This window comes from Rathayibacter sp. VKM Ac-2928, assembly GCF_022815545.1.
Classification (GTDB): domain Bacteria; phylum Actinomycetota; class Actinomycetes; order Actinomycetales; family Microbacteriaceae; genus Rathayibacter; species Rathayibacter festucae.
This window is the reverse complement of record NZ_JALGRU010000001.1, coordinates 294,237-306,798: the sequence shown is the minus strand read 5'-3', so window position 1 is coordinate 306,798 and position 12,562 is coordinate 294,237. Positions and strand designations below refer to the sequence as shown.

Sequence of the window (12,562 nt, the reverse complement as noted above, 5' to 3'; positions counted from 1 at the left end):
GCGCCACCCTAGGGTCGGCGGCATGCGATTCGGACTCTTCATCCCCCAGGGCTGGCGCCACGACCTCGTCGGCATCGATCCCGCCGACCAGTGGCGCACCATGCGCGACCTCGCCCAGCACGCCGACGCCGGCCCGTGGGAGTCGGTGTGGGTCTACGACCACTTCCACACCGTCCCGGTGGTGACGGAGGAGGCCACCCACGAGGCGTGGACGCTGATGGCCGCGTTCGCCGCCGCCACCTCGCGGGTGCGGCTCGGCCAGATGTGCACCTGCATGAGCTACCGCAACCCCGCGCACCTCGCCAAGATCGCCACCACCGTCGACATCGTCTCCGGCGGCCGGGTGGAGATGGGCATCGGCGGCGGCTGGTACGAGCACGAGTGGCGCGCCTACGGCTACGGCTTCCCGCCGATCGCCGAGCGCCTCGGCCGCCTCGACGAGGGCGTGCAGATCATGCGCCAGGCCTGGACCGAGGGCGTCTCGACCCTCGACGGCCGGTACTACCAGGTGGACGGCGCGGTGAACCGCCCGCTCCCCCTGCAGGACGGCGGGATTCCGCTGTGGGTCGCCGGCGGCGGCGAGAAGGTGACGCTGCGCATCGCGGCGCAGTACGCGCAGTACACCAACTTCGCGGGCGCCCCGGAGGCGTTCGAGCACAAGAGCGCCGTCCTCCGCGGCCACTGCGAGCGGCTCGGCACCGACTACTCCGCGATCACCCGCAGCTCCAACTACAACGTGATGATCGCCGAGACGGAGGCGGAGGTCGAGAACGGCCTGCAGCGCCTGGAGCAGCGCGTCACCCCCGCGCTCGGCGCCGAGGCGGCCGCGGCGTTCGTGGCGGAGTACCGCAGCCCCGACGCCCTCGCGGTCGGCACCCCCGCGCAGATCGTCGACCGCCTCGGCGACATGCGCGACCGCGGCATGGACTACGCGATCACGTACTTCCCGGACGCCGCCTACGACCGCTCCGGCCTCGAGCTCTTCGAGCGCGACGTCGTCCCGCACCTGTCCTGACCCGCGCCGTCGATCCGTCGCGAACGGCTCTCGCCACACGGGCGGGACGACCGTTCCTGACGGATCGGCAGCGCGCCTACGCCTCGCCCGCGCGGTCCGCAAGTCCCTGCGTCGGGGCGGGCCGCGCGCCTACGGTCGAGGCATGGACGCACAGGACATCCGCTGGAACGACGAAGCCCGCGACAAGATCCTCGAGGACTCGGACAGGGTCCTCCGCGAGGCGGTGCTCGACCTCGCGAAGACCAAGAAGGGCGAGCCCTGGGAGGACGTCTTCGCCGAGCTCAACGCACGACTGAAAGATCAGTTCATCGACTTCGAGCCCGGCCCGGACCTCCGCAAGTACGCCGAGGCCGTCTCCGCGGGAGAGATCGAGTCGTGAGCGCCGACGACGGCGACACCGGCCGAGCCGTGGACCCGGCGCTCGCCGACGAGCTGGCCTCGATCCGCGCCGTCGGCGAGGGCCGCCGCGGCGACGCCGCCGGCGAGTCGGACGTCGAGCACGGCGACCCGCAGACCGTCGAGCAGGTCGAGCAGGAGCTCAAGGGCGGCCTCGACCTCGACTGACCGAACGCAGAACGCAGAAGGCCCGCTCCCCTCCAGGGCACGGGCCTTCCTGCGTTTTGAGCCGAAGACGAAGTTCACTCCGCCGGTACAGCGCACGTGCGGTCCGACGCCTTCTGACCGGTGACGCCAGGGAGCGGATCGGCGTCCGGCGCGACGGCGCCGGTCGCGACGGGCGCGGCTGCTTCCGGCACCGCGGGCGATTCTTCGGCGCCGCTCTCCGCCCCCTCGACTCCCTGCGGCGCCGCGGGGGTGAACGGGACGTCGTCGCGCACCTTAGCCATCAGGTCAGGGCCGAGCGACGGGTCCGGCACGACCTTCCCGGGGAAGTCGGAATCGCCGGTGCTGCCCGGGTACTGCACGAAGACCAGCCGATCGAGTTCCACGTCCTTCAGTGCGAGGGCGAGCCCGATCAATGTCCGGGGCTCGGTCATCGACGTCGACAGGTGCATCGCGTGCGACGCCGCATGCGCCAGTCCGTACAGGGCGCCGGCGTCCGAGAGCGTGCCGGACGACTTCACCTTCCTCATCAGCGAGGACAGGAACTGCTGCTGCGACGAGATCCGGGCCAGGTCGCTGCCGTCCCCGACGCCATGCCGCGTCCGCAGGAACGCGAGCGCTGTCGCACCGGAGACCGTGCTCGTCCCGGCGGGGAGATCGAGCCCCGAATCCGTGTCCCGCACGGCTCCCGTCAGGCAGATGTCGACGCCGCCCACCGCGTCGCTCATCTCGATGACACCCTGGAAGGAGATCCAGCCGGCGTAGGGGATGTCCAGTCCGGTCAGCTGCTCCACCGAGCGGTTGACGCAGGCGAGCCCGCCGGCCGAGAACGTGGAGTTCAGCGGCACGTCGCCCTCCCCCGCCGTGACGACCCCCGTCTCCGGATCGGTGCAGTCGGGCCGGTTGACGAGAAGGTCGCGGGGCAGCGAGACGACGACCGCGCTCCGGTGGTCGCGCGCGACGTGCAGGAGGATGTTGACGTCGTTCAGCGTCGCGTCCCTGCCGCCGTACTCGTTGCCCTGCGCCGCATCGTTGTCCGCCCCGACGACGAGCAGGTTGAAGCCGCCCTCCACCTCGCCGATCGGACGCGGCGTCGCCGACGCGGACAGTGCCGCTCCGACGTCGAGATCGACGGCGTTCTCCGCGACGGTGCGGCCGATGCTCGCCGCCGCGATGGCGACCACGGACCCGCAGCCCACGACGAGCACGGCGACCACGGAGACCGCGACCCTCACCACATCCCGCGCCGCGGACCTTCGGCGCAGCCGGCCGTGCCGGACCGGCACCGCACTCGAGCGCCTCACAGGCGGCGACTCCGTCGCTTCCGCGCGCTTCCGCGCGACCGCCACTCGACCGCATCTGCGTCAGGAGCCGGAACTCGAACGAGGGCCCAGCCGCCCGGGTACCTCTGCCTCATGCTCCGTACTTGTTGTTGAGTGCCTGAGCGATGTCCCGGTAGTCCTCCGGGCCGAGCGAGCCGTTGACCGTCGCGCGGCCGCTGCCGTAGTGACCGCCGAAACGCTCGAGCCCCCGGGTCGTCTCCTGATCCAGGACGCCGGGGAAGGACCCGGAGGAGTAGAAGAGCTGGCCTTTGAGATGCCTCTCCACGCCGACCCAGCTGTTGCGCCCGAGGTCTCCATCGATCGGGCCGCTGTAGCCGCCATCGGCGGCGTAGCACTGGAGGAGCTTCCAGAAGTTCGTTCCGGGGACGCCATCGGATTCCGTCGACGTCCTCGGAAGTTGACGGTTGCAGACCGACGGCGCCGCTTCCGCAGGTGTGCCTGCACCGACGGGGACTGCCACGGCGATGATCGCGGCGAGGACGGTCTTCTTGAGCGGTGAACGGAATGACATCTTTGCCCGATCCTGGTCAGCAGCCGGCGGGTTCGAGTCCTCCCCCACCACGGGAGAAAGCTCCCGCTCGAAAAGGAATACCATCTGCGTATGGTTCCTTCGAGTGCTGTCGCGAAACGCGGCCCGTCCAGGCGAACCCCGCGCTGGGCGCGACGCGCGCCGGCGACGAGAACGCAGGAAGGCCCGCTCCCCGGTGAGGGAGCGGGCCTTCCGATCGTGCCGGGCGAGCGGCGGGTGACTACGCCGAGAGGCGCTCGTAGTCGGTGTAGCCCTCGGCGCCGCCGCCGTAGACGGTCTCCTGGACGAGCTCGTTCTCGGGGTGGCCGCCCTGCCAGCGCTCGACGAGGTCGGGGTTGGCCATGACCGGACGGCCCACCGCGACGGCGTCGGCGTGGCCGTCGCTGATCAGCGCGGTCGCCTCCTCGCGGGAGGTCGGGCTGCCGAAGCCGCTGTTCGCGACGAAGACGCCGCCGAAGCGGGTGCGCAGGTCCTGGACCAGCTCGCCGGCCGGCTCGGCGTGCAGGACGCTGAGGTAGGCGAGGCCCAGCGGCGCGAGGCCGTCGACGACCGCCTCGTAGGTGGCGCGCACGTCGGCCTCGTCGGTCTCGACGACGTCCTGGATGTTGTGCGCGGGCGAGAGGCGGATGCCGACGCGGCCGGCACCGATCTCCTCGGCGACCGCGCGGGTGACCTCGACCACGAACGCGGCGCGGGCGGCGGGGCTTCCGCCGTAGGCGTCGGTGCGGACGTTGGAGACCGGCGAGAGGAACTCGTGCAGCAGGTAGCCGTTGGCTCCGTGCACCTCGACGCCGTCGAAGCCGGCGTCGACGGCGCGGCGGGCACCGGCGACGAACTCGTCGCGGACGGTGGCGAGCTCCTCGGTGGTCAGCGCGTGCGGCACCGGGAACGGCTTCTTCTCGCCGCTCGGGACGCGGACCTCGCCGTCGATCGCGACGGCGCTCGGCGCGACGATGCGGTCGGTGCCGGTGACGTCGGTGTGCGTGACGCGCCCGCCGTTCATGACCTGCATCACGATGCGGCCGCCGGCGGCGTGCACGGCGTCGGCGACGCCCTTCCAGCCCTCGGCCTGCTCGGCGGTGACGATGCCGGGCTGGCCCGGGTACGCCTTCGACTCGGCGCTCGGGAAGACGCCCTCGCTGATGATCAGGCCGAGGGAGGCGCGCTGGGCGTAGTGCTCGGCGATGAGGTCGCCGGGGACGCCCTGCTCGTCGGCGCGCAGGCGCGTCATCGGCGCCATCACGAGACGGTTCGGCAGCTCGAGGTCGCCGGCGGTGAGGGGGGAGAAGGGATCCACGGATCGCCTTTCGATCGGAGAGCGGGGGGAGGGCACGTCACCGTTCCCGGGACGCACCCCGGAGGCAACGGCGCCCAGCGCTCGCGCATTCCGCCTCCCGGCGTTCTCCCACCCACGGTGCGCCGGGACGGGCGCGAACATGCTGGTCGAGTAGCCGCGGAGCGGCGTATCGAGACCTGCCGTCACCGACAGGGCGGTCTGCAGACTCGCCCTGTGACGCTGGTGGATCTCGATACGCCCGCTGCGCGGGCTACTCGATCAGCATGGTCAGGAGCACGACGCGACAGCACCTCACGCCATCCGGGACGGACGCTCGTCGCCCGGCCTACAGTGCTGCTGTTCCCTGCGCCGGATGAAGGAGTCGAGCTGATGACCACAGACCTCACCGAGTTCACGATCGGCGTCCTGGCCGATGACGAGACCGTCGAGAGAATGCGTCTCGCTCTGCTCGCGGTACTCGAGAACGGCGAGTTCCGCGACCTGCCCTGGACGTTCTCCGTCTCGCCCGACCCGGACCTGCGCGGCCGGTAGGGTCACCTGCTCGTCGAGGCGGCGGCGGTCAGAGCCGCCGGCATGGACGGCCCCGCTCGAAGCGCGTGATCGCGCGAGTCATGCTGGTCGGGTAGCCGCGGAGCGGCGTATCGAGACCCGCCGTCACCGACAGAGCGGTCTGCGGACTCGCCCTGTGACGCCGGTGGATCTCGATACGCCCGCCGCGCGGGCTACTCGATCAGCAGGGGGCTGCTCGCTCCGGCTCCCACTCCCCCGCTCTCCCCCTCGCGGACAGCCCTCGCTCGGGTGACACCCGGGCTGTCTACACTCGGGAGGCGAACGACGAGGGAGTGCGCGATGCCGAACGATTCATCCCCGACGAGGGCCGCGGCCCGCCAGGGCGCCCGCCGATCGCCGATCGCAGCGCTCCTCGCCCTGCTCGCCGCCGCCGCGCTCGCGCTCGTCCCTGCCGCCGGCGCCGCGGCCGAGCCGCCCGCGACGCTCGGCTCCTCCGTCGTCCTCGACTCGGCCGGAGTCCTCAGCTCAGCGGAGATCGGCGACATCGAGGCCGCCTCCGCCCAGCTCTACCAGGAGCACAGCGTCCAGCTCTTCGTCGCCTACGTCGACACCTTCACCGGCACGACCGGCGACGAGCGCTGGTCGGACGCGACCGCCGAGCTCAACGGACTCGGCACGAACGACGTCCTCCTCGCCGTCGCGGTCGAGTCCCGGCAGTACCAGGTGTCCGTCGACAACGGCTTCGCCCTCGACGCAGGCCAGGTCTCCGCGCTGGAGACCGACGACATCGAGCCGCAGCTCGTCGACGGTGACTGGGCGGGCGCCGCGGTCGCCGCCGCCCAGGGCATCGGCACCCGCCTCGACGCCCCGAGCGCGGGCGAGTCGCTCGGCTCCGGTCTCCTGGTCGTCCTCGCCGTGCTCGCCGGGCTGGTCGTCGTCGGCGTGATCGTCCGGCTCCTCGTCCGCCGCGCGCGCCGCCGGAAGGCCGCCGAGGCGGTCGAGGCGTCGATCGACGAGCTCGCCACCCGCGCCGGTTCCGCCCTCGTGCACGCGGACGACGCCGTGCGCACCAGCGAGCAGGAGGTCGGCTTCGCGGAGGCGCAGTTCGGCTCGGACGCGACCGGCCCCTTCCGCGAGGCGCTCACGACCGCGAAGCGGCTCCTCGGCGAGGCCTTCGCCCTGCAGCAGCGGCTCGACGACGCGGAACCGGAGACCGATCAGGAGCGCCGCGACGGCTACGGCCGGATCCTGCAGCTCTGCGCCGACGCCGAGCAGGTGCTGGACGAGAAGGCGGAGGCCTTCGAGGAGCTCCGCGCCCTCGAGAAGAACGCCCCGGAGGTGGCCGCCCGCCTGACCGCGCGCACCGCGGAGGTCCGGGCCCGCCTCTCCCCCACCCGCGCCCTGCTCGCCGACCTCTCCACCCGCTACGCCCCGACCGCGATCGACGACGTGGAGGACGACGCCGACCAGGCCGAGGACCGCCTCCGCTTCGCCGACGACCAGGTGACCGAGGCGCGGACGGCCCTCACCGCCGGCGACTCGGGCCGCGCGGCCGTGCTCCTGCGCGCCGGCCAGCAGGCGGCGGAGCAGGCCTCGGGCCTCCTCGACGCCGTCGCCACCCGCTCCACCGATCTGCAGGAGGCGGAGCGCACCCTCGCCGGGCGGGTCGCCGAGATCCGCGCCGACGTCGCCCAGGGCCGCACGATCGTGGCGGCGGGCGACTCCGCCGACGCCGCGAGCGCACCCCTCGTCGCGAACGTGCAGTCCGCGGTCGCCACGACGGAGGCCGCCCTCGACGCCGTGGAGCGCGACGCCGCCGCGAGCCCGCGCGACCCGCTCGCGCTGCTTGAGCGCCTAACGGCGGCCGACGCGACCATCGACGCCGCGGTCGGCGGCTACCGCGACGCCCAGGCGCAGCGCGAGCGCCAGCGGGCCGCCCTCGCCGCCGAGATCGGCGCCGCCCGCAGCCGTGTGTCCGCCGCGGAGGACTTCATCGCCGCCCGGCGCGGGGCCGTCGGCTCGCAGGCGCGCACCCGCGTCGCCGAGGCCGCGCGCTCGGCGGAGTACGCCGCGCAGATCGCGGCCACCGACCCGGCCGAGGCGCTCGCCTCCGCCCAGCGCGCCTCCGCCCTCGCGCAGCAGGCGCTCCAGGCCGCCCGCTCCGACGCGAGCGCCTACTCCGCCCCCGGCCTCGGCGGCGGCTACGGCGGCAACACCACCGGCGCCTTCCTCGGCGGCATCCTCGTCGAGTCCCTCCTCGGCGGCGGCGGCGGCCGGCGCTCCGGCTACCGCTCCGGCGGCTTCGGGGGCGGCGGCTTCGGGGGCGGCGGCTTCGGCGGCGGTGGCGGCTTCGGCGGCGGCGGTTCCCGTCGCTCCTCCGGGGGCGGCTTCGGCGGCGGCGGCGGCGGCCGTCGCGGCGGCGGCGGACGCTTCTGATCCGCTCCGGACCACCCGCTCGATCCGACGACCCCACTCACAGACCCCGGGCCCGCATCCGCTCGGCCCCCCGCCCGCAAGCACCTCACCCAAGGAGAGACAGCATGGCCCAGAAACAGTCGATCTTCGGCCGCATCGCGCAGCTCGCGAAGGCCAACATCAACGCGCTCCTCGATCAGGCCGAGGACCCGCAGAAGATGCTGGATCAGATGGTCCGCGACTACACCGACAGCATCCGCGACGCCGAGGCCGCCATCGCGCAGACCATCGGAAACCTCCGCCTGCTCGAGGACGACTACCGCGAGGACGTCCAGAACGCCGACGAGTGGGGCGGCAAGGCCCTCGCTGCGAGCCGCAAGGCCGACGAGCTGCGCACCTCCGGCAACGCCGGCGACGCCGACAAGTTCGACGCGCTCGCCAAGGTCGCCCTGACCCGCCAGATCCAGTCCGAGAAGGAGGCGAAGGACGCCGAGCCGACCATCGCCTCGCAGACCGAGGTCGTCGACAAGCTCAAGTCGGGCCTCAACCAGATGCGCGAGAAGCTGAACCAGCTCTCCTCCAAGCGCGACGAGCTGATCGCCCGCTCGAAGACCGTCGAGGCCCAGTCGCAGGTCCAGGACGCGATCAAGAGCATCGACATCATGGACCCGACCAGCGAGGTCAGCCGCTTCGAGCAGAAGATCCGCCGCGAGGAGGCCCGCGTCCGGGGCGCCGAGGAGCTCGCCTCCTCGAGCCTCGACGCGCAGTTCGAATCGCTCGAGGACCTCGGCGAGATGACCGAGGTCGAGGCGCGCCTGGCCGCCCTCAAGTCGGGCCGTCCGCAGGACTCGATCGGCTCCTGACCGCGCGGGGAGCTCCGGGCCGACGATCGCCTGGTCGGCCCGGAGTTCTCCTCATCGCATACCCCCTCCGGCATGCCTCTCGAAGACTGGCAATCGCCCTGATGCGGGGCCGCGCGGCACCCCATAGTGTTGACCTCGGTCGCCCCGGAACCCGGTTGGCCGCAGCCTCGTCCGGCCCCTACCGACGCGGTGAACACCATGAGCGGACCCGGACCTCCCGGGGATCGCTCACCGAGCGGCCGTCGACGAGGACGGCCACCCCGAACGAGCGAGGCGCCGATGAGCACCCCCACCGCACTGTCCGACGGAAACGTCCCCACCGCCCCCCGGGTCGAGACCTCCCCCCGGGTCCAGGCCTCCCCCCGCGTGATCCGCACCCGCCCCCGCGGCGAGGGCAACACGAACCCGACGACCGAGTACTCCGGTCTGCTGAGCACCGTGCGCGACGCCGGGCTCCTCCGCCGCCGCCGCGGCTTCTACTACATCCTCTTCTCCGTGCTGACGCTCGCCCTCGGCGGCATCGTCACCGGCTTCGTCCTGCTGGGCGACTCCTGGTTCCAGCTGCTGCTCGCCGCCGCGCTGGGCATCGTCCTCACCCAGTTCGCCTTCCTCGCGCACGAGGCCTCGCACCGCCAGGTGTTCGAGTCCGGCAAGGCCAACGACGTCGCCGGCCGCACGCTCGCGAACCTCGTCGTCGGCATCAGCTACTCCTGGTGGATGAACAAGCACAGCCGCCACCACGCCAACCCGAACGTGCTCGGCAAGGACCCGGACATCGTCCGCGATGTCGTGTCGTTCACTCCGGAGGACGCGGCCCGCTCGCGCGGCGCCTACGCCTGGCTCACCCGCCGCCAGGGCTACGCCTTCTTCCCGCTGCTGCTGCTCGAGGGCATCAACCTGCACCTGCACGGCTTCCGGACCGTGTTCGGCAAGGGCAAGGTCGACAAGCGCTGGGTCGAGATCTCGATGCTCGTCGCCCGCGTCGGCCTGTACCTCGCCGTCGTCTTCTGGGCGCTGCCGCTCGGCATGGCCTTCGCCTTCGTCGGTGTGCAGATGGCCGTCTTCGGCCTCTACATGGGCGCCTCGTTCGCCCCGAACCACAAGGGCATGCCGATCCTGCCCAAGGAGGCGCGCGTCGACTTCCTGCGCCGCCAGGTCCTCACCTCGCGCAGCATCCGCGGCAACTGGTTCAACGACTACTTCATGGGCGGCCTGAACTACCAGGTCGAGCACCACCTCTTCCCGAACATGCCCCGCCCCGCCCTGCGCGAGGCCCAGGTCATCGCCAAGGAGTACTGCGCGACGCACCAGATCCCCTACACCGAGACCTCGCTGCTCGAGTCGTACGGCATCGTCGTCCGCTACCTCAACCGCGTGGGCCTCTCGGCCGGCGGCGACCCGTTCGACTGCCCCGCCGCGGGCGCCTACGGGCGCTGAGCCGCCGCTCCGCACCGCAGGAACGACGAAGGCCCTCCCCTCCGAGAAGGAGGAGGAGGGCCTTCGCCGTTCCGCGCGTCAGTTCGCGGAGCAGAGGATGAGCGTGCTCGACACGTTCGCCGCCGTCTTCGAGCCGGTCCCGCTGTAGCCGGAGGGCAGCGTCGAGACGGCGTTCAGCTGGAAGGCGACACTGATCGAGAGCGTCGTGCGAACGGCGATGGTCGCTCCCGCTGCCAGCGGGGCGGTCAGGGTGATCTGACGGGACGTGTTGCTCAGCACGGCCACGGAGGCCGAGCCTCCCGTGACCGAGAAGACGCCGATGTTGGCGACCCCGGAGCCGGTGATGATGATCGTCGTGCCGGTCGGCAGCGGCTCCGTGGGGCCCGCCTGCAGCAGGAAGCCGGGGCCGAGCAGACCGAGGGTGCCGCAGGTGCCGCGGAGCGCGTACGCGCCGAGATCGACGATCGACGCCGCAGCGGACGGGGTGGCGACGGCGACGGCGACGACCGGCACGGTCCACGCGGCGGCGGCGGTGACGGAGCGGCGGGTGACCAGGCGGTCGGAATCGGGGCGGGGCGAGGAGTCGTGGGTCACGGTGTGGCCTTCCGGTCGAGGTGCGCGGGCTGCGGCGCCACACCGGCGACGGTGACGGGTGGTCCGGCTCGATGCTCGCGAGAAGCGCAGGACGGCGCCAGCGCGCGGAGCCTGTCCCCCGTCAGTGGGACGGCGTCCGGTCGACAGCCGCTTCCGGGCGAGACGCAAGGGGCTTCCGGGCGCGGAGGAGGCGTCCTAGCGTTGCCCCATGAGCAGCTCCGAGAACGACATCGAGACCACCCCCGTCGACCCCGAGGAGACCACCGGCAGCGCCGGCACCGGGAACCCCGCCGGCCTCGACGAGGTCGGCAGCCCGTCCCCCGATGGACCCGACGGCGTCGACGCCGCGGGCGAGGAGCAGAACCCGCCCCTGCCCGACTGGGGACCCACCGACGGCGTCCACGGCACCGACGCGGAGACCGCCGAAGGCACCGACGCGTCGGGCACCGCCGGGCACTGACCGCCCCTCCGCAGGGCCCTCGCACCTCCCCTCCGGCACCGCGCCGGCCGGGAAGCGCGGGGGCCCTGCGCCGTCCCTCCGTGTTCGCCGGAACGTCGCCGGAGGCCCCCGCCGGCGGCCCTACACTGGCGCAATGCAGCCGAACGAACGCGCTCTCCGCGTGATCTCCTACAACCTCCGGGAGCACCGGGCGCACGGCGAGATCGCCCCTCTCGCCGCCCGGCACGACGTCGACGTCCTCTGCCTCCAGGAGTGCGACACCACGAAGCTCCCCCAGGAGCTCGGCGATCTGCGGCTCGCCTCGGTGACCGCGCGCAACCGCCTCGGGCTCGCCGTCTACTACTCGCACGCCCGCTTCGAGCTCCTCGGCAGCGCCGCGTTCGAGCTCAGCAAGTCGATGCACGACCGGGTGATGTCCCCCGCTCACGAGCGTCTGCTCGCCGTCCGGCTCGAGGACCGCGAGGGCGGATCGATCGCCGTCTCGTCCTTCCACGCAGCTCCGCTCTCGGCCGGCAACGCGCTGCGCCGGAAGCAGATCGGCGAGGCGCTCGACCGCCTCCGCGACTACGCCCCGGACACCCCGTCGCTGATGGTCGGCGACTACAACTACCCCTGGTTCTTCCGCGGACTCGACCGCAAGATGACGCGGAACGGCTACCTCGTGTCGCGCAGTGATTCCCCGACCTACGCGCGCTACCGCTACTTCAGCGGGCACTTCGACTTCGCGATCAGCGACTCGGTGCGGATCGAGCGGGTCTCGACCCTGCCGCAGGGCGTCTCCGACCACCTCCCGGTGCTGGTCGACGCGCACTACGACGTGCGCGCCGCATGAGCGGCCGGGTTCCCCGCTGCGGTCGGGCTCCCAGGGGCCGCCTCGGTAGGCTCGTCGAGTGACGACCCTGATCCTCGCCCGGCACGGAGAGACCGTCTGGCACGCCGAGAACCGCTACGCGGGCTCCTCCGACATCGCGCTGACCACGCTCGGCCAGGACCAGGCGGCGACGCTCGCCTCCTGGGCCGTCGACGCCCAGCTCGACGCGGTGTACTCCTCCACCCTCGTCCGCGCCGTGCGCACCGCCGTGCCCGCCGCCCGGGCCGCCCACCTCGAGGTCCAGCTCGACCCGGCCCTCGTCGAGGTCGACTTCGGCCAGGGCGAGGGGCTGACGAACGCCGAGATGGAGAAGCGCTTCCCCGACGAGTACCGCGCCTGGGTCGCCGCGCCCGCGATCCAGCCGATGCCCGGCGGCGAGTCCGGCCTCGACGCCGTCGCCCGCGCCAACACGGCGCTCGCCCGCATCCACCGCGACCACCCGGACGGCCGCGTGCTCGTCGTCGCGCACGGCACCCTCATCCGGCTGCTGCTCTGCGCCTACCTCGGCATCAATCCCGAGACCTACCGGCACACCTTCCCGTCGGTCGACAACGTCTCGCTGACGACCCTGCTCTGGGACGAGACCGGCGTCGGCCTGCTCGGCTACAACGTCCCTCCCGTGCAGAAGCAGCGGCGCTCGAGCTGAACGCCGTCCCGCCCGCCCGGG

The 12,562-nt window shown here is 72.6% G+C and carries 14 protein-coding genes; 10 read left to right on the top strand and 4 right to left on the bottom strand.

What is annotated here, in order from left to right; all coding sequences use genetic code 11:
• Positions 1-22 precede the first annotated feature (22 nt).
• The 3 genes from MT350_RS01435 to MT350_RS01425 all read left to right on the top strand — a co-directional run bounded on the left by MT350_RS01435 (position 23) and on the right by MT350_RS01425 (position 1,579).
• Complete coding sequence (locus tag MT350_RS01435; RefSeq protein WP_243615295.1) at positions 23-1,015, top strand: LLM class F420-dependent oxidoreductase; 993 nt, start codon at positions 23-25, stop codon at positions 1,013-1,015.
• 142 nt (positions 1,016-1,157) lie between these two features.
• Positions 1,158-1,394: a hypothetical protein gene (locus tag MT350_RS01430; protein ID WP_123444967.1), complete on the top strand. Its 237-nt coding sequence runs from the start codon at positions 1,158-1,160 to the stop codon at positions 1,392-1,394.
• A complete protein-coding gene (locus MT350_RS01425) occupies positions 1,391-1,579 on the top strand; it encodes a hypothetical protein (protein WP_243615294.1) in 189 nt (62 codons plus the stop codon). Before MT350_RS01430 ends, MT350_RS01425 begins: the two co-directional genes overlap by 4 nt.
• A gap of 74 nt (positions 1,580-1,653) precedes the next feature.
• Here MT350_RS01425 and MT350_RS01420 read toward each other — a convergent pair whose 3' ends face one another.
• The 3 genes from MT350_RS01420 to MT350_RS01410 form a co-directional block, all read right to left on the bottom strand.
• The gene (locus MT350_RS01420) at positions 1,654-2,793 is read right to left on the bottom strand and encodes an LCP family protein (protein ID WP_243615293.1); all 1,140 of its coding nucleotides are present in this window, start codon (positions 2,791-2,793) and stop codon (positions 1,654-1,656) included.
• A gap of 196 nt (positions 2,794-2,989) precedes the next feature.
• Positions 2,990-3,514, bottom strand: a complete 525-nt coding sequence (locus tag MT350_RS01415; protein WP_123444964.1) for a hypothetical protein — start codon at positions 3,512-3,514, stop codon at positions 2,990-2,992.
• A gap of 154 nt (positions 3,515-3,668) precedes the next feature.
• Positions 3,669-4,745 carry an alkene reductase gene (locus MT350_RS01410; RefSeq protein ID WP_243615292.1) on the bottom strand — a complete coding sequence of 359 codons (1,077 nt, stop codon included), beginning with the start codon at positions 4,743-4,745 and terminating at the stop codon, positions 3,669-3,671.
• A gap of 369 nt (positions 4,746-5,114) precedes the next feature.
• On the opposite strand from MT350_RS01410, the gene MT350_RS01405 reads away from it, so the two are divergent.
• The 4 genes from MT350_RS01405 (at position 5,115) to MT350_RS01390 (ending at position 9,970) form a co-directional block, all read left to right on the top strand.
• Positions 5,115-5,276: a hypothetical protein gene (locus tag MT350_RS01405; protein WP_243615291.1), complete on the top strand. Its 162-nt coding sequence runs from the start codon at positions 5,115-5,117 to the stop codon at positions 5,274-5,276.
• 318 nt (positions 5,277-5,594) lie between these two features.
• The gene (locus tag MT350_RS01400) at positions 5,595-7,691 is read left to right on the top strand and encodes a TPM domain-containing protein (RefSeq protein WP_243615290.1); all 2,097 of its coding nucleotides are present in this window, start codon (positions 5,595-5,597) and stop codon (positions 7,689-7,691) included.
• A 104-nt stretch (positions 7,692-7,795) separates the two neighbouring features.
• Positions 7,796-8,533: a PspA/IM30 family protein gene (locus MT350_RS01395; protein ID WP_123444961.1), complete on the top strand. Its 738-nt coding sequence runs from the start codon at positions 7,796-7,798 to the stop codon at positions 8,531-8,533.
• Positions 8,534-8,812: 279 nt separating this feature from the next.
• A complete protein-coding gene (locus MT350_RS01390; protein WP_123734962.1) occupies positions 8,813-9,970 on the top strand; it encodes an acyl-CoA desaturase in 1,158 nt (385 codons plus the stop codon).
• A gap of 78 nt (positions 9,971-10,048) precedes the next feature.
• Here MT350_RS01390 and MT350_RS01385 read toward each other — a convergent pair whose 3' ends face one another.
• Entirely contained in the window at positions 10,049-10,564 is a 516-nt protein-coding gene (locus MT350_RS01385; RefSeq protein ID WP_243600500.1) for a hypothetical protein, read from the bottom strand.
• A gap of 208 nt (positions 10,565-10,772) precedes the next feature.
• Here MT350_RS01385 and MT350_RS01380 point away from each other — a divergent pair, with 208 nt between their 5' ends.
• The 3 genes from MT350_RS01380 to MT350_RS01370 all read left to right on the top strand — a co-directional run bounded on the left by MT350_RS01380 (position 10,773) and on the right by MT350_RS01370 (position 12,541).
• A complete protein-coding gene (locus tag MT350_RS01380) occupies positions 10,773-11,024 on the top strand; it encodes a hypothetical protein (RefSeq protein WP_243600499.1) in 252 nt (83 codons plus the stop codon).
• Positions 11,025-11,157: 133 nt separating this feature from the next.
• The gene (locus MT350_RS01375) at positions 11,158-11,856 is read left to right on the top strand and encodes an endonuclease/exonuclease/phosphatase family protein (protein ID WP_123444958.1); all 699 of its coding nucleotides are present in this window, start codon (positions 11,158-11,160) and stop codon (positions 11,854-11,856) included.
• 58 nt (positions 11,857-11,914) lie between these two features.
• The gene (locus tag MT350_RS01370) at positions 11,915-12,541 is read left to right on the top strand and encodes a histidine phosphatase family protein (protein ID WP_243600498.1); all 627 of its coding nucleotides are present in this window, start codon (positions 11,915-11,917) and stop codon (positions 12,539-12,541) included.
• Positions 12,542-12,562 lie beyond the last annotated feature (21 nt).

Bases quoted from the DNA above. Each gene is read 5' to 3' on its own strand.
- MT350_RS01405 (WP_243615291.1), top strand. From the start codon at position 5,115: ATGACCACAGACCTCACCGAGTTCACGATCGGCGTCCTGGCCGATGAC.
- MT350_RS01375 (WP_123444958.1), top strand. From the start codon at position 11,158: ATGCAGCCGAACGAACGCGCTCTCCGCGTGATCTCCTACAACCTCCGG.
- MT350_RS01380 (WP_243600499.1), top strand. From the start codon at position 10,773: ATGAGCAGCTCCGAGAACGACATCGAGACCACCCCCGTCGACCCCGAG.
- MT350_RS01395 (WP_123444961.1), top strand. From the start codon at position 7,796: ATGGCCCAGAAACAGTCGATCTTCGGCCGCATCGCGCAGCTCGCGAAG.
- MT350_RS01415 (WP_123444964.1), bottom strand. From the start codon at position 3,514: ATGGTATTCCTTTTCGAGCGGGAGCTTTCTCCCGTGGTGGGGGAGGAC.
- MT350_RS01430 (WP_123444967.1), top strand. From the start codon at position 1,158: ATGGACGCACAGGACATCCGCTGGAACGACGAAGCCCGCGACAAGATC.
- MT350_RS01435 (WP_243615295.1), top strand. From the start codon at position 23: ATGCGATTCGGACTCTTCATCCCCCAGGGCTGGCGCCACGACCTCGTC.
- MT350_RS01390 (WP_123734962.1), top strand. From the start codon at position 8,813: ATGAGCACCCCCACCGCACTGTCCGACGGAAACGTCCCCACCGCCCCC.
- MT350_RS01400 (WP_243615290.1), top strand. From the start codon at position 5,595: ATGCCGAACGATTCATCCCCGACGAGGGCCGCGGCCCGCCAGGGCGCC.